General features: G+C 46.7%; 13 protein-coding genes and 3 tRNA genes. 4 read left to right on the plus strand and 12 right to left on the minus strand.

The window, feature by feature from the left end:
• Window positions 1-44: 44 nt before the first annotated feature.
• The 9 genes from ppiD to N5E87_RS13590 form a co-directional block, all read right to left on the minus strand.
• Window positions 45-1,910, minus strand: a complete 1,866-nt coding sequence (ppiD, locus tag N5E87_RS13550; protein WP_086902563.1) for a peptidylprolyl isomerase — start codon at window positions 1,908-1,910, stop codon at window positions 45-47.
• A gap of 226 nt (window positions 1,911-2,136) precedes the next feature.
• Window positions 2,137-2,409, minus strand: coding sequence for a nucleoid-associated protein HU-beta (gene hupB, locus N5E87_RS13555; protein ID WP_011717547.1), 273 nt, complete (start codon window positions 2,407-2,409; stop codon window positions 2,137-2,139).
• Window positions 2,410-2,668: 259 nt separating this feature from the next.
• A complete protein-coding gene (gene lon / locus N5E87_RS13560) occupies window positions 2,669-5,026 on the minus strand; it encodes an endopeptidase La (RefSeq protein WP_086902562.1) in 2,358 nt (785 codons plus the stop codon).
• 132 nt (window positions 5,027-5,158) lie between these two features.
• Window positions 5,159-6,439, minus strand: a complete 1,281-nt coding sequence (gene clpX / locus N5E87_RS13565) for an ATP-dependent protease ATP-binding subunit ClpX (protein ID WP_011717549.1) — start codon at window positions 6,437-6,439, stop codon at window positions 5,159-5,161.
• 99 nt (window positions 6,440-6,538) lie between these two features.
• A complete protein-coding gene (gene clpP, locus N5E87_RS13570) occupies window positions 6,539-7,147 on the minus strand; it encodes an ATP-dependent Clp endopeptidase proteolytic subunit ClpP (RefSeq protein WP_011717550.1) in 609 nt (202 codons plus the stop codon).
• Between the two features lie 89 nt (window positions 7,148-7,236).
• Entirely contained in the window at window positions 7,237-8,541 is a 1,305-nt protein-coding gene (gene tig / locus N5E87_RS13575; protein WP_086902561.1) for a trigger factor, read from the minus strand.
• 262 nt (window positions 8,542-8,803) lie between these two features.
• Window positions 8,804-8,879: transfer RNA gene (locus N5E87_RS13580), tRNA-His, on the minus strand.
• Window positions 8,880-8,888: 9 nt separating this feature from the next.
• A tRNA-Arg gene (locus tag N5E87_RS13585) sits at window positions 8,889-8,965 on the minus strand.
• A 109-nt stretch (window positions 8,966-9,074) separates the two neighbouring features.
• Window positions 9,075-9,151 (minus strand) — tRNA-Pro (locus N5E87_RS13590).
• Window positions 9,152-9,412: 261 nt separating this feature from the next.
• On the opposite strand from N5E87_RS13590, the gene folD reads away from it, so the two are divergent.
• A complete protein-coding gene (gene folD / locus N5E87_RS13595; RefSeq protein ID WP_011623249.1) occupies window positions 9,413-10,267 on the plus strand; it encodes a bifunctional methylenetetrahydrofolate dehydrogenase/methenyltetrahydrofolate cyclohydrolase FolD in 855 nt (284 codons plus the stop codon).
• 223 nt (window positions 10,268-10,490) lie between these two features.
• Here the strand turns inward: folD and cysS are convergent, their stop codons facing one another.
• A complete protein-coding gene (cysS, locus tag N5E87_RS13600; protein ID WP_086902560.1) occupies window positions 10,491-11,870 on the minus strand; it encodes a cysteine--tRNA ligase in 1,380 nt (459 codons plus the stop codon).
• Between the two features lie 140 nt (window positions 11,871-12,010).
• Between cysS and N5E87_RS13605 the strand changes: the two genes are divergently transcribed.
• Window positions 12,011-12,502: a peptidylprolyl isomerase gene (locus tag N5E87_RS13605; protein ID WP_086902559.1), complete on the plus strand. Its 492-nt coding sequence runs from the start codon at window positions 12,011-12,013 to the stop codon at window positions 12,500-12,502.
• A gap of 9 nt (window positions 12,503-12,511) precedes the next feature.
• Window positions 12,512-13,231 carry a UDP-2,3-diacylglucosamine diphosphatase gene (locus N5E87_RS13610; RefSeq protein ID WP_086902558.1) on the plus strand — a complete coding sequence of 240 codons (720 nt, stop codon included), beginning with the start codon at window positions 12,512-12,514 and terminating at the stop codon, window positions 13,229-13,231.
• A gap of 109 nt (window positions 13,232-13,340) precedes the next feature.
• Here N5E87_RS13610 and N5E87_RS13615 read toward each other — a convergent pair whose 3' ends face one another.
• Window positions 13,341-14,111, minus strand: coding sequence for a tRNA isopentenyl-2-thiomethyl-A-37 hydroxylase MiaE (locus tag N5E87_RS13615; RefSeq protein ID WP_086902628.1), 771 nt, complete (start codon window positions 14,109-14,111; stop codon window positions 13,341-13,343).
• A 279-nt stretch (window positions 14,112-14,390) separates the two neighbouring features.
• Between N5E87_RS13615 and N5E87_RS13620 the strand changes: the two genes are divergently transcribed.
• Window positions 14,391-14,987 carry a Yip1 family protein gene (locus N5E87_RS13620; RefSeq protein WP_011626606.1) on the plus strand — a complete coding sequence of 199 codons (597 nt, stop codon included), beginning with the start codon at window positions 14,391-14,393 and terminating at the stop codon, window positions 14,985-14,987.
• 193 nt (window positions 14,988-15,180) lie between these two features.
• Here N5E87_RS13620 and glnS read toward each other — a convergent pair whose 3' ends face one another.
• Complete coding sequence (gene glnS / locus N5E87_RS13625) at window positions 15,181-16,851, minus strand: glutamine--tRNA ligase (protein WP_086902557.1); 1,671 nt, start codon at window positions 16,849-16,851, stop codon at window positions 15,181-15,183.
• Between the last annotated feature and the right edge of the window lie 99 nt (window positions 16,852-16,950).

The following is a 16,950-nucleotide window of genomic DNA, read 5'->3' on the forward strand; positions in this document are numbered from 1 at the left end:
GCTTCGCAAAAATAAGGGATAAGCTCAGTTATCCCTTATTGCCATTAACCTTCTACAGGATAATGAACTTTCGCATTCGCTTTCAGTGACTCAATCAGACCGCGGTAATCCGCTTCGCTGTATTGTGCATTTAAGCGTTGTTTCAGCGCATTGACTAACTCATCGCTAACTGACTCTGCCGCGTTCACTTTATCCAGTGCAATCACAGCGTAGCCATTGGCTAAACCAACAGTGTCAACCACAGGTGCAGCACTCGGCGTCGGCATTTGGAAGGCTTTGCCCACAATGGCTGCATCTACATCTTGTGCGCCACGGCCCAGTTTAGTCTTAGCCGTTAGAGTCACATCCGTCGCACCCGCTTTAACTTGGGTCATCAGCTCTTGCGCTTTAGCACGTGCCGCTTCGTTCGCTTGATCTTGCTTCAAACGCTCAGCGATGTCGGCCTTCACTTCGGCTAATGGCATAGTGCCCGCATCGTGATGTTCCTTCATACGGATAACCACAACATGGTTTGGCTCAAGTTCAATGACTTCACTGTTGAGGCCTTGGCGTAAAACAGTGTCAGAGAATGCGGCTTTAACTACGTCAGGCTTGTTCAATGCCGCTGGCACATCATCGCGTGAGAACATTGGCGTAGTCTTAATCTCAACGCCAACCACTTTCGCAGTTTCGGCTAAAGTATCAGGCACTTCGTAGCTGGTATCAGCCAGTTTGCTCTGTAAGCTATAGAATTGATCGACCGCTTTTTTCTCTTGCAACTGAGCCACAATCTTCGTTTTGACATCGGCAAATGGCACTGTTGTACCAGGCTGAACGTCTAACAATTTGATGATGTGGAAACCAAAATCCGTTTTCACGACTGTTGAATGCTGACCTTTTTGCAGTGCAAACAGTGCGGTATCAAAGCTTGGGTCCATTACTCCGGGTTCAAACCAGTCTAATTTACCGCCCTGCTCTGCACTTAAGGTATCTTCAGAATTGGCTTTGGCTAACTCAGCAAAATCAGCACCGTTATCTAGCTGCTTAGCTAAATCTTCAGCCTTGGCTTTCGCCGCCGCTTCATCGCTGCCAGGGCCAATCAGAATGTGCGCCGCTAAACGTTTCTCGTTAGACACATATTGCGTCTTGTGTTCATCGTAATAAGCCTGAGCTTCTTCATCGGTCACTTTGCTGTCTTTGGCAAAATCAGCCGCGTTTAACTCAACGTACTCTAAGCTCACCTTCTCAGGGCTCATAAACTGGCCTTGGTTAGTGTCGTAGTAGTTTTTAACTTGTTCGTCTGTCACAGAGGCATTAGCAAGGAATGGCGCAGAATCCACTACTAAGTAGCGAATGTCGCGAGTTTGACCTTGCAGCTCAGCTAATTGCTTAGCTTCACCGGGTAATACGAATTCAGTGCCCACTAACGCCGCAGTTAACTGACGACGAGTCATATCGACACGCATCATGCTTCTGAAGGTTTGTGGCTGATAGCCTAACTGACGCAAAATCGCTTGATAACGGTCGTTATCGAATTTGCCATCGGTTTGGAAAGCGGGTTCTGATTTAATCGCCGTGATAATTTGTTCGTCAGACACACGTAGCCCCATAGCAGCGGCAGCTTGGTCAATCAATTTATCGGCCACTAAACGTTCGAGTACGCTCTGCTTGATGCTTTCTAGGTATCTTTCGTCGGCAGATAACGCAGCAAACATTTCACCCAGTTGTTGCTCCATACGAGCGCGTTCGCTCTGATAGGCCTGCTCTAACTCGGCTTTAGTGATTTTGTCACCGTTGACTTCTGCGGCAGGGACGTCCGATTTTGAGCCTAGATAGCTACTTACGCCTGCAAATGCAAAAGATAAAATCACAAGTACGAGAATGCCTTTAGCAATCACGCCTTGCGAACCGTCGCGGATCTTTTCTAACATCAGATTTCTCGCTCGTTGCGATTAACAAAATAAAAAGGCGCATCAATTTGAGATGCGCCTTTCTGTAATTTATGGGGATTATTCAGACGCTACCACTGGTAAGTACTAAAACCCCGAGTAATGGTAGAAATTGTGCTTCAAAATCCATTACTTTCAATTCGTAAAAAGCACTGTTTAAACAGTGCTTATCATTACGAACGCCTTACAAAGGCTACGATATCAAAAATTAATTGACAGCGTCTTTCAGAGCTTTACCAGCTTTGAATGCTGGAATTTTTGCTGCTGCGATTTTGATTTCTTGACCCGTTTGTGGGTTGCGACCAGTACGCTCAGCACGTTCACGCACTTCAAAAGTACCAAAACCAACAAGAGAAATTTTATCGCCTTCTTTCAGACCTTCGGTCACAGCAGCGATAAAAGAATCCAGTGCACGGCCAGCAGCGGCTTTAGAAATGTCAGCACCAGAAGCGATTTTCTCGATTAGTTCAGATTTGTTCATGTCATCCCCTTGAATGTAATTTTTTTGCGCCGCAACCAAATCCGTCTCTAGAGCGGTCTGCGGAGGCTTTTATAACAAGCTTGAATTCAAAGTTCAAGCTGAGTTCGAAAACCAAAGAAATAAAACTGGATACAGCTCAAAGCCAGTTGCGCCAAGGGCTTGGAGCAACCGACTCTCCACAGACCTAGGCTACCACAGGTCTGCGCTTTGTTAAGCCCCTTTTTTCATTTTTTTTAGCGTGATAGCGCATTTTCTTGCGTTATGCCAAGTTTTTAACCACTTCGAAGCCTTCAACCGGTCTTTCCAGCGCCAGTTTTAACACTTCGTCGACCCAACGCACGGGACGAATTTCCAAATCGGCAATCACATTGGCAGGAATTTCTTCCAGATCACGCTCGTTTTCTTTTGGAATAAGTACCAATTTAATGCCACCACGGTGTGCTGCGAGCAGTTTTTCTTTTAAACCGCCGATAGGTAACACTTCTCCGCGTAAGGTAATTTCACCCGTCATCGCCACATCGGCGCGCACAGGATTACCCGTTAAGCTAGACACTAATGCAGTACACATTGCCGCGCCCGCAGATGGACCATCTTTTGGCGTCGCCCCTTCTGGCACGTGAACATGGATATCACGCTTCTCATAAAAGTCGCCGTTGATACCTAATTGTTCCGCACGGGCACGTACGACCGTCATTGCCGCTTGAATCGACTCTTGCATCACATCGCCAAGTGAGCCTGTATAGGTCAACTTACCTTTGCCGGGCACTGATGTCGCTTCAATGGTGAGCAGATCGCCACCCACTTCGGTCCACGCCAAACCTGTGACTTGACCGATTTGATTGTTCGACTCCGCCTTACCATAGTCAAAACGCTGCACACCGAGGAAAGACTTGAGATTGTCCGCGGTCACTGTGACTGACTTGATGGATTTATCCAACAGGATCATCTTCACGACCTTGCGGCAGATCTTCGACAATTCACGCTCTAGTGCACGCACACCAGCTTCACGGGTGTAGTAGCGGATAATGCCGACTATCGCACTGTCTTCGATATGAATTTCGTTCGCTTTAAGACCGTTACGCTCGATTTGTTTGGTCAGTAAATGCTGCTTAGCAATATTGAGCTTCTCATCTTCGGTGTAACCCGACAGGCGAATGACTTCCATACGGTCCAGAAGCGGGCCTGGAATATTCATCGAGTTCGAAGTCGCCACGAACATCACATCGGATAAGTCGTAGTCGACTTCAAGGTAATGGTCGTTAAAGGTCGCGTTTTGCTCAGGGTCAAGCACCTCTAACAGAGCTGACGCTGGGTCGCCACGCATATCCGAGCTCATTTTGTCGATTTCATCGAGCAGGAATAAGGGGTTTTTCACGCCCACTTTCGCCATTTTCTGAATCACTTTACCCGGCATTGAGCCAATGTAAGTACGGCGATGACCACGGATTTCCGCTTCATCACGCACGCCGCCTAAAGCAACACGCACATACTTACGACCGGTTGCTTTTGCAATCGATTGACCTAATGAGGTTTTACCTACCCCTGGTGGGCCTACTAAGCACAGGATAGGCCCTTTAAGTTGACGCACACGGCTCTGCACTGCCAAGTATTCCAGAATTCGGTCTTTGACCTTTTCTAGACCATAGTGATCGGTATCCAGCACTTCTTGGGCTTTGGCTAAATCGCGTTTGATTTTAGAGCGTTGGCTCCAAGGTACTGAGGTCATCCAATCCACGTAGCTGCGAACCACTGTCGCTTCGGCAGACATAGGTGACATCATGCGTAATTTATTCAGCTCGGCGACGGCTTTCTCTTTGGCATCGCTTGGCATGTTGGCTTCTTCAATCTTACGATTTAAGACTTCAAACTCGTCGTGGCCTTCGTCTAAGTCACCCAATTCTTTTTGGATGGCTTTCATCTGTTCGTTCAGATAATACTCACGCTGGCTCTTTTCCATCTGTTTTTTAACGCGGGTACGGATACGTTTCTCGACCTGTAGCAAGTCAATTTCCGACTCCATCATCGCCATTAAATATTCCAGACGCTCACCGACGTTAGTCATCTCCAGCACAGACTGTTTGTCCTCAAGCTTGAGTGGCATGTGGGCCGCCATGGTATCGGCAAGGCGCGCCGCTTCATCAATGCCAGAAAGCGAGGTTAAGACTTCAGGCGGGATCTTCTTGTTGAGCTTGATATAGCCTTCAAATTGGCCAATCGCGCTGCGAACCAAGACTTCCTCTTCTTTATCTTCTAAAGGCTCAGATTCTAGATACTCCGCCTTAGCCACAAAGAAATCCGCTTCTTGGGTATAACGGGTAATACGGGCGCGGCGACCACCTTCGACCAGTACTTTTACCGTACCGTCAGGCAGTTTAAGCAGTTGCAGAATAGACGCCACTGTACCGACTTCAAAGATATCGTCTTTGGTCGGCTCGTCTAACTCAGCGTCACGCTGAGCGACTAAAATAATTTGCTTATCCTGGGCCATTGCCGTTTCGAGACAACGAATCGATTTTTCTCGGCCAACGAACAACGGAATTACCATATGGGGATAGACCACCACATCTCTCAGTGGTAGCACGGGGAGTTCGATATGCGCTTCACGCTCTAAGGTCATAGTTCGATTCCGTTTAGATGAAAGGGATTAGTTAAGGAGTATATTGGGGCGCTTTAGTGGGTTTCAATGGGCAAAATAAAAAAAGGAGCCCGATGGACTCCTTGATTTTCAGATTATTAGCAATCAGTACAATTATTGTTCACCAGAGGCAGCTTGCGCTTCGTTGCGTTCGTAAATCAAGATTGGTGCAGACTCGCCATTCACCACAGATTCATCGACAACCGCCTTCACCACGCCCTCAATCGAAGGAATATCGTACATAGTATCGAGTAAGATACCTTCAACGATTGAACGTAAACCACGGGCACCCGTTTTGCGTGACATAGCTTTATGTGCAATCGCTTTGAGCGCATCTTCGCGGAACTCTAGCTCAACCCCTTCCATCTCAAACAGCGCGTTGTACTGTTTTGTCAGCGCGTTTTTAGGCTCAGACAGAATTTGCACTAATGCTTCTTCGTCCAGCTCGGTCAGCGTTGCTACAACGGGCAGACGGCCGATAAACTCAGGGATCAAGCCGTATTTGACTAAGTCCTCGGGTTCGACTTGAGATAAGGTTTGCGAAATTGTTGCCTTATCTTTCTCGCCCTTAACCTGCGCACCGAAACCGATACCTGAACCTACATGAGCACGCTGTTCAATCACCTTTTCAAGGCCAGCAAAAGCACCACCACAGATAAACAGGATCTTAGAGGTATCTACCTGTAAGAACTCTTGCTGTGGATGCTTACGACCACCTTGAGGCGGAACCGCGGCAACCGTACCTTCGATAAGTTTCAGCAGCGCTTGCTGTACACCTTCACCCGATACGTCACGGGTAATTGATGGGTTATCCGATTTACGGCTGATCTTGTCGATTTCGTCGATATAGACGATACCGCGCTGTGCTTTTTCAACATCGTAATCGCACTTTTGCAGCAGCTTTTGAATGATGTTTTCAACGTCTTCACCCACATAACCCGCTTCGGTTAAGGTGGTGGCGTCCGCCATAGTAAATGGGACATTCAATGAGCGCGCAAGCGTTTCAGCCAGCAGTGTCTTACCACTGCCCGTTGGACCAATCAGCAGAATGTTACTCTTTCCTAATTCCACGCCATCTTTAGGAGAAGAATTTCTCAGGCGCTTATAGTGATTGTATACAGCGACAGACAGCACTTTCTTGGCTCTGTCCTGACCAATCACATAATCGTCTAAATGCGCACGCAACTCATGTGGCGTTGGCAATTTATCATTATCACGCTTAGGGGAGATTTCTTTAATCTCTTCACGAATGATGTCGTTGCATAATTCAACACATTCGTCGCATACGTATACTGATGGGCCTGCAATCAGTTTTCTGACTTCATGCTGGCTCTTACCGCAAAAAGAGCAGTACAGCAATTTACCGCTGTCACCATTATTTTTGTTGTCGCCCATTAATTACCTCATTTGCAGTCTGCTCTACTGCTTGTCTTAAACTTGCTAACCCTTTACTGGGCTTTGCTTAATAGAGCATAGCCCAGTCAAAAGTAAAAATCAGCCGCGTTTAGTCATCACTGCGTCAACTAAACCATATTCAACAGCTTGAGTCGCACTCATGAAGTTGTCGCGATCGGTATCACGTTCAATCACTTCGAGTGGCTGGCCAGTGTGCTCTGACAACATCAGGTTCAGTTTATGCTTGATGCCTAAGATCTCTTGGGCATGAATAGCGATATCAGAAGCCTGACCTTGGAATCCACCCAGTGGTTGGTGGATCATCACGCGAGAGTTAGGTAAGCAGAAACGCTTGCCCTTTTCACCACCGGCTAATAAAAACGCGCCCATGCTGGCCGCTTGACCAATACACACAGTGCTGACGTTCGGCTTAATAAACTGCATGGTATCGTAAATCGCCATACCCGCAGTGACTGAGCCACCGGGTGAATTGATATATAAGAAGATATCTTTATCTGGGCTTTCTGACTCGAGGAATAGCAACTGCGCCACAATCAGATTCGCCATATGCTCTTCAACTTGACCCACTAAAAAGATAATCCGCTCTTTTAACAGACGAGAATAAATATCGAATGAGCGTTCACCCTTAGCCGTCTGTTCGATCACCATAGGCACTAAAGCACTTTGTATGTCTGACGCATTATGCATTATTCGTTTCCCTAAATAAAAATGGCTCGCATGAGGAGCCTCATACGAGCCATTATAAATGGCGAACTGCCAATCAAGTCAAGCTTAGCTTATGCGCGACCTGTAGCCTTGTTCATAAATTCTTCAAAAGCGACTTCTTTTTCGGTCACTTTGGCAGATTTCAGCAGTGCTTCAACAGCTTGCTCTTCAAGCGCAACGTTGCGCATGTTTTGCATCAGCTCTTTGTTGCTGTTGTAGTACGCAACAACTTCACTTGGATCTTCGTAAGCTGAAGCCATAGAAGCGATTAACGCTTGTACACGCTCATCTTCTGCTTTCAGTTCGTTAGTCTTGATAACTTCGCCTAATAACAGACCGATTTTCACGCGACGAGCCGCTTGCTCAGTGAATAATTCAGCTGGCAGTTCTGGCATGTTAGCCGTTTGACCGCCGAAACGTTGCATCGCTTGTTGACGCAGTACGTTAACTTCGCCATCGATCAGTGCTTTTGGTAGTTCGATGTCGTTGTTGGCTAATAAACCAGTGATCACTTGCTCTTTCACGTTTGCTTTTAACGCTTGCTCAAGCTCACGGTTCATGTTTTTACGGATTTCAGTTTTCAGAGCTTCTAAGCCGCCTTCGCTGATTCCGAATAATGCTGCAAACTCATCGTTTACTTCTGGTAAGTTAGCCGCTAACACTTCAGTTAAAGTGATAGCAAACTTAGCTGCTTTACCTTTTAAGTTTTCAGCGTGATATTCTTCTGGGAAAGTCACGTCGATAACGAATTCTTCACCCGCTTTGTGACCTAAGATACCCGCTTCGAAACCTGGGATCATACGGCCGCTGCCTAATTGCAGTTCGAAATCATCAGCTTTACCGCCTTCGAATTCAACACCGTCAACTGAACCAACAAAGTTCATTTTCACTTTGTCGCCGTCAGCCGCTTCACGCTCAACAGCTGCGAAAGTCGCGTGTTGCTTACGTAAAGTTTCGATCATGCTGTCTACATCAGCATCGGTTACAGACGCTTTTGGTTGTTCTACTTCGATTGCATCTAAACCTTTCAGCTCGACTTCTGGGTAGATTTCGAAAGTCGCTACGAATTCGAATTTTTCACCGTCAGTCGCACCAGGTACGAAGGTTGGTGCGCCAGCTGGGTTTAATTTCTCAGCGATGATCGCTTCGATAAAGTTACGTTGCATCACTTCACCAGTGATGTCTTGACGAATAGCGGCGCCATAACGTTTGTTGATTACAGTAACAGGCACTTTGCCAGGACGGAAACCTGGGATACGAGCACGCTTAGCTTCACGTTGTAAACTGTCTTTAACCAGTTTTTCAATTTGTTCAGCAGGAACAGAAATGGTCAGGCGACGCTCTAGGCCTTGGGTTGCTTCAACAGAAACTTGCATTGTTTTACCTCGAAATTTGTCTAACGTCCTTTGTAATAGTCGAGTCATCAACTATTCAGGTATTCGTTTCTTGATCATTAAATTTGACTACAATGCCCACCACTATTGGCTTTCGGCACAGGTCGCTGTTAGTTGATATCTATCAAGACGCGACATTATAGCCACCGTTTTGTGCAGAGTCGAGCCTCTACGGCCGAATCTAGGGTATAAAAAAAGCGACCAGAGGTCGCTTTTTTTATTTTGTACTCAAAGTACTTAAAAATGGGGTGACTGATGGGGCTCGAACCCACGACAACCGGAATCACAATCCGGGACTCTACCAACTGAGCTACAATCACCACTGAAACTGGCACGCCCGGCAGGATTCGAACCTGCGACCATCCGCTTAGAAGGCGGATGCTCTATCCAACTGAGCTACGGGCGCATGGTTTACAGACTCTGCTGTATCCTAACCTACGTGGGATAACTGACTTAGGTTATCCGCTATTACCCGCTCAAATTAACTGAATAATCATGAGCCAATAATATTAAAGTGGTCGGTGATAGAGGATTCGAACCTCTGACCCTCTGGTCCCAAACCAGATGCGCTACCGGACTGCGCTAATCACCGAGAATCATTGTTTTCAGAGCAAATGAGCACATCTGCTTGAGAACGGAGCGCATCTTAGCCCCTCACTTTGCACCCGTCAACGATTTTTTTAAGCATTCAAACTAGATGCTGAATTATCAGGCGAATACGCCTGTTTTTATCCATTTCGCTGCGGCTTTCACCATGACACACCCGCAACGCCCTGTTAAAATAGCCGCGATTGTCACTCTCTGTGTTAACGACAGTTTTCACCATCGCCCATATAAAGGATATCCTACACCCATGACAGCCCAAATAATCGACGGCAAGGCGATTGCTCAATCCATCCGCACACAACTTCGCGAAAAAGTAACCGCCCGCAAAGAGGCAGGACAACGCGTACCAGGTTTAGCCGTCATTCTCGTGGGAGCCGACCCCGCTTCTCAGGTTTATGTTGGTAGTAAACGTAAAGCCTGTGAAGAAGTGGGATTTATTTCTCGCTCTTACGATCTCGATACCAGTTATACCGAAGAAGCATTATTAGCCCTTATCGACGAACTCAATGATGATCCGACGATCGACGGTATCTTAGTGCAGCTCCCTCTGCCTGCGCATATCGAAGACTCTAAAGTCATTGAGCGCATTCGCCCCGATAAAGATGTCGACGGTTTCCACCCTTATAACGTTGGCCGTTTAGCCCAGCGCATTCCCGTATTACGTTCATGCACCCCAATGGGGATCATGACCTTAATCAAATCAACGGGTGTCGATACCTATGGATTAGATGCCGTTGTGGTAGGCGCATCAAACATTGTCGGCCGCCCAATGACACTGGAGCTATTGCTTGCAGGCTGCACCACAACCACATGTCATCGCTTTACGAAAAACCTTGAACAAAAAATCCGTCAGGCAGATTTAGTGGTGGTTGCCGTGGGTAAACCTGGCTTTATCCCAGGTGAATGGATTAAACCGGGCGCCATTGTTATCGATGTGGGTATTAACCGCTTAGAAAACGGTACCTTAGTGGGCGACGTGCAATATGATGTCGCTGCGCAAAACGCCAGCTTTATCACCCCTGTCCCAGGTGGTGTCGGCCCTATGACGATTGCCAGCTTACTTGAAAATACCTTGTATGCGGCAGAGCAATATCACGACTAATGTGCTTCGCCATCGCGTAGATAATGGCTTAAGTTATGGCGTAAGTTATGGCGCAAATCGCAGCATTTAAACCTGCGATTTAGCCATCTAAGCTCAGTAGCCGGTAACGCAATAACATGAGCTTAATCAAATACGTGAGACCAATAAAAAAACCTGCCATTGGCAGGTTTTTTATTATCGATACGAATCAAACTTAAGCGATGGGATTATTTCTTACGCTAACCTATTTCTTACGCCAAGTAGTACCGCTTGGGCCATCTTCTAAGACCACACCAAGCTCATTTAAACGATTACGCGCAACATCAGCCGCTGGCCAATCTTTCTCGGCGCGGGCACGATTACGCTCAACGATCAGCGCTTCAATCTCAGCCACTTCATCATCGCTCCCTTCGCCTTTAAAGAAGGCATCCGGTGCTTGATGCAATAATCCCAATACATCGGCCAGTTGCTTCATGGCAACGGCCATAGCTGAAGCCTGCGCCATATCTGTGGTTTTCAAACGGTTGATTTCACGTACCATATCAAACAGCACTGAGTAGGCTTCTGGCGTATTAAAGTCATCGTCCATTACCGCTTTAAACTTAGCAACAAACTCTTCAGCTGGTGCAGGCGCTACCGTCAGGTCAACATCTTTAATCGCAGTGTATAAACGCTCTAAGGCGGCACGCGCCTGCTTGAGGTTTTCTTCTGAGTAGTTTATCTGGCTACGGTAGTGACCCGATAGCAGGAAGTAACGCACAGTTTCAGCGTCGTAATGGCCTAATACATCACGAATAGTGAAGAAGTTACCTAAAGACTTTGACATCTTCTCGCGGTCAACCATCACCATGCCAGTGTGCATCCAGTAATTCACATACGGCGTATCATGGGCGCAGCAAGACTGAGCAATTTCGTTCTCATGGTGAGGGAATTGTAAATCTGAACCGCCACCGTGAATATCGAAATGCAGACCTAAGTGCTTGCTGTTCATTGCCGAACATTCGATATGCCAGCCTGGACGACCCGGTCCCCATGGCGATTCCCATGTTGGCTCGCCCGGTTTAGACATTTTCCATAGCACGAAATCCATTGGATTTTGCTTGTTATCGTCAATCTCAACCCGTGCGCCCGCCTGTAATTGCTCTAAGTTCTGACCGGACAGACGGCCGTACTCAGGGAATGAGGCCACACTGAATAGCACATCGCCATCGGCTGCCACATAGGCATGACCACGGGCCAGTAAGCGCTCAACCATATCGATGATTTCGGCAATGTGCAGAGTAGCACGAGGCTCGAAATCGGGACGGATCATATTCAGCGCATCAAAATCCTTGTGCATTTCACCAATCAAGCGATCGGTTAATGTATTGCAATCTTCTTGGTTTTCGTTGGCGCGTTTGATGATTTTGTCATCAATATCGGTGATGTTACGTTGAAAATTCACTTCATAACCCGCGTAACGCAGGTAACGAACGATCATATCGAAGGAAACAAAAGTACGCCCATGGCCAATATGACACAGATCGTATACGGTCACTCCGCATACATACATCCCAACTTTTCCGGGAGTAATTGGCTTAAATTCCTGTTTTTGGCGGGTAATACTGTTGTAAATCTTCAACATCGGCATTCTCTTCAATGATAGATTCGAGTGTAAAATCAAGGGGTCAGTCTACCACGCTGACGATGGTTTTGAATACTGCACTTTGCGTGCAATCCGAGATAAGTTAGAATCGCGCCACTATTTACTGAGAGTATGAAAACATGATCACATTACACACTAATTTTGGCGACATCAAACTGCAACTGAACGCCGAAAAAGCACCACTGACCGTGGCAAACTTTATGAAATATGTTGACGAAGGTTTCTTCGACGGCACCATTTTCCACCGTGTAATTGACGGCTTTATGATCCAAGGTGGTGGCTTCACCACTGAAATGAGCCAAAAACGTTGCCATGAGCCAGTGAAAAACGAAGCCAACAACGGTTTATCAAACCGTACCGGTACTATCGCGATGGCGCGTACTTCTGATCCACACTCAGCGACGGCTCAGTTCTTCATCAACGTAAACGATAACACCTTCCTCGATTTCAAATCTGAAAGCATGCAAGGCTGGGGTTACTGCGTATTTGGTAAAGTGGTTGAAGGCATGGACATCGTTGAAAAAATCAAAGCTGTCAGCACTGGTAACCGTGGCATGCACCAAGATGTGCCATTAGAAGCGGTTGTGATTGAAAAAGTAAGTGCGGCCTAATTCCCTAGGATGCGGACCTTATTTATTGGCGATCTGCACTTAAGTGCCGATCGCCTCGATATCACCCAAGCCTTTAATCGTTTCCTCGATACTGAACTTGATGATGCCGATGCCCTCTATATTCTGGGGGATTTATTTGAAGTATGGGTCGGCGACGATTTAGCCGCGCCTTTTGCCCTCGAATTAGCGCGCAAGCTCAAGCAAATCTCCCAAAAATTGCCCATCTACTTTATTCATGGTAATCGTGACTTTATGTTAGGCAAGCAATTTGCCGATGCTGCGGGTATGCAAATGTTGCCCGAAGTCACTTGCTTAGATCTCTATGGTGTTAACACGGTTATCTTACACGGCGATAGCCTGTGTACCTTAGATAAAGCCTACCAACGCTTTCGCAAACTACGCAGTTTTGCCTTCGCCCGTTGGCTTTATAGCTGTTTGCCGAAGAGAAAACGTCAGGCGATTGCCAATAAGATCCGCAGCAATAGTCAGAGCAGCAATCAACAAAAAAGCTACGTCATCATGGATGTGGAACCCAGTGCGGTGGATGCGTTATTTGCCGAGACTCACTGCAAACAGATGATCCACGGTCATACCCACAGACCCGCCATTCACGAGTTAAATAATGGCTGCAAACGTATTGTGGTCGGTGATTGGTACGAGCAAGGCAGTGTGTTGGTGGTCAGCGCCGACGGCGTAGATTTAAAAAGCCTGCCCTTCGACGCCAGCTAAGCACCTATAGCGCCCTCACCATTAATACATCGAACCGCTTAGGCCTCATACCTGAATATGGTTGAGGCCGCTACTTGTATTGCCACTAGGCAACTGAGGGTTATTGCCACTAGGCAACTAAGGGTTGACCACTGTGGAAATGAAACTCGTCATCGGGCGCGATAATTAATTCAGCTTCCCTCTCGCCCAAATAAGCCACCCGCTCAGTAATATCTTCCGTTGAAACGAGCTGCGCCAGCTTAAGATAATCCTCAAAATGACGCGCCTCAGAGCGCAGTAAGGACACATAAAACTTACTTAACTCCGCATCCAAGTAAGGCGCTAATTTAGCAAAGCGTTCACAGGAGCGCGCCTCAATGTACGCACCCACAATCAACTTATCCCGCAGAATATCCTTCTCATGGGTGGTCACGTGGCTCATCATGCCCTTTGCGTAACGCCCGGCACGAATATTGCGATACGGAATGTGCCGTGCGTGCATCAACTCCAGCACTTGCTCAAAATGATGGAATTCTTCTTTTATCAAACGAATGAGTGGCGGAATAAGATCCTGAGCAAAGGCAAAATGCTGATTCGGCTGTAGATTGGCAACCAGCTCGTTCTTTTTAACGTCGCGAGCCAAAAACTGCTCGATATCGCGATCCTTGTGATAAACAAATTCCTCATAGGGTTTTGCCCACGCCAATAGCGATTGCCCGCTGTCTTTATCTAATGCGTATCGCCTCAATAAGAACATCGCAGTCTGCGCCGCTTTTAGCTCACAATTACAATGGTCGATTAAGAGTTCATCTAAAGAGGCAGAGGCTCTTGCCATATCAATCCAAGTTTGCGGCGTCTCACAACGAAGAAACGCATGAACAGGTGCCAATAATTGCTGCATGGGATCACTCAAAATCATTAAAAAAATATCGCCATATTTTACGCGTAATTATCGACAAGCTATAGCTTTACACCGCAGTAAACTTGACGAGATGAACTTTTTGTTCAATAAATAATCTACACCTTAAGAACTGAGATCCTGATCACACCGCGTCTCAATTCGGAGTGTACGCAGTCGGGCGTTAAGGGATAGGAGAGCGTTTAACCCTGATTGTAGAGCTGTTGTCAGCTCGTCTGACGTTTGGCGAGCCATCATCAATGCTAAACAAGGATAATTATAATGATACTGAATCACTTAATGGGGTTATACACTCATCCAAAACAAGAGTGGCACGCGATTGAGAAGAATCACGAGGCACTCAAAAGTAGTTTAAGTCACGTTATTCTCATCGCACTCATTCCGGCTGTCTGTAGCTTTATCGCCACCGCATATATTGGTTGGAATCCGGGTTCGGGTGATCCAATTTATCTTACACCACAAAGCGCCATGTTTATGTCCGTCGGCATGTACTTCGGTCTGATTGCAGGTGTGTTCGCCCTCGCCTATTTAGCCTACTGGATGGCAAAAACCTTCGATGCCCAGCCTACTTTCACCCAAGCGTTAGAACTCGCGTCCTACACCGCAACGCCTCTGTTTATGGTTGGTCTGGCGGCGCTCTACCCTGTGCTCTGGTTTATTATGATTGTTGGGTTGGTAGGATTGGCCTACTCGGTTTATCTGCTATACGCAGGCGTGCCCATTATTATGAATATCCCTGAAGAGAAAGGCTTTATTTACGCCAGCTCTATGGTCACTGCCGGTTTAGTACTCTTGGTCGGTTTAATGGCCACCAGCGTTATTCTCTGGAGCATTGGCTTTGGTCCAATGTACCAATAAGGTATTAATCCGCACTCAGGCGCAAACGACTTGAAATACAGATAGTGACAAATTGATAGTGGCAAATTGACGTGTTGAAAACGAAAAGTTGTAAAACAGAAAAGGCCCTTAGCTTGAAAACACTAAGGGCCTTTTTATGCTTTACTGCAGTTGACTGTTAGTCGCGACAGAGATTATCGCGGCTAGCGACCTGCTATTCAAACGAGTCACGCAGTGCAACCGTTAGGTTAAAGACTAAATGTTCGGCTGATGAGTCTTTATTGTCAGCACAGAAATAACCTTCACGCTCAAACTGATATGCTTTTTCCGCTGGCGCATTCACAAGACTGGCTTCAACTAAACCATTAACCACTTCAAGTGAGTTAGGATTAAGCACTTCATCCACTGTCTCTGCTGCAGCTGGATTTGGATCAGTGAACAAACGTTGATATAAACGGAATTCAGCAGGTTTAGCCGTAGTCGCTTCCACCCAATGGATTACGCCTTTCACCTTGCGACCATCGGCGGGGTTTTTACCCAAGGTATCTGCATCGTAGCTACAGTAAACCGTGGTGATATTGCCGTCGCTGTCTTTGTCACAACGCTCAGCCTTAATCACATACGCGTTACGCAGACGCACTTCTTTACCCATCACCAGACGCTTGTATTGCTTATTGGCTTCTTCTCTGAAGTCCGCCACATCGATATACAGTTCACGGCCAAAGGCAAGTTCACGTGTGCCCATGCTTTCATCGCTTGGGTGAGAAGCCGCTTGAATCGTCTCGATTTGACCTTCTGGGTAGTTCTCAATCACGACTTTTAATGGGCGCAGTACGGCCATCGCACGTGGCGCATGTTCGTTGAGTTCTTCACGGATGCAGGCATCGAGCATCGCGGCTTCAATCATATTTTCTTGCTTAGTGATACCAATACGTTGGCAAAACTCGCGGATAGTTGCTGGGGTATAACCACGACGACGCAGGCCAGCAATCGTTGGCATACGTGGGTCATCCCATCCAGAAACTAACTTACGTGTCACTAAGTCATTTAATTTACGCTTAGACATCAGCGTATATTCAAGATTTAAGCGAGAAAACTCGTACTGACGAGTACGGTTCGGCGCTTGGAAATCATCTAAATTGTCGAGAACCCAATCGTAAAGACGACGGTTGTCTTGGAACTCAAGCGTACATAACGAGTGAGTAATGTGCTCCAGCGCATCCGAAATACAGTGAGTGAAGTCGTACATTGGGTAAATGCACCACTTGTCACCCGTTTGATGATGGTGAGCGAAACGAATACGGTAAATAACCGGATCGCGCATACACATAAAAGGTGATGCCATGTCGATTTTAGCACGCAGTGCACACTCACCTTCTTTGAATTCACCCTTACGCATTTTTTCGAATAATTGCAGGTTTTCTTCAACGGAAGTGTCACGGTACGGGCTGTTTTTACCCGGCTCTTTTAAGGTGCCACGGTATTCACGGGTTTCATCGGCATTGAGGAAACACACATAGGCCAAGCCTTTGTTGATCAACTCAACGGCATATTGGTGTAATTGGTCGAAATAGTTAGAGGAATAACGAACTTCACCATCCCACTGGAATCCCAACCAACGCACATCCGCCTGAATAGAATTCACATAATCGATGTCTTCTTTTTCAGGATTTGTATCATCAAAACGTAAATTACAAAGGCCTTGGTAATCGCGCGCGATGCCGAAGTTCAAACAGATAGACTTAGCATGACCTATATGCAAATAACCATTTGGCTCGGGAGGAAAACGCGTCTGCACACTGGTGTGCTTACCGCTTTTCAGATCCTCATCAATGATATTACGGATAAAGTTACTCGGACGTACTTCAGTGTCCACATGACTCATGGAATTCCTCTTTGCGAACAATGGCAATTTTAACAAAACCCGCATGATCCTACAGATCTCGGCCAGTTACAATGCCCAGTATAAAAAACTATGGTTTAT

The sequence above is a fragment of the Shewanella sp. GD03713 genome (assembly GCF_029843705.1).
GTDB lineage: Bacteria > Pseudomonadota > Gammaproteobacteria > Enterobacterales > Shewanellaceae > Shewanella.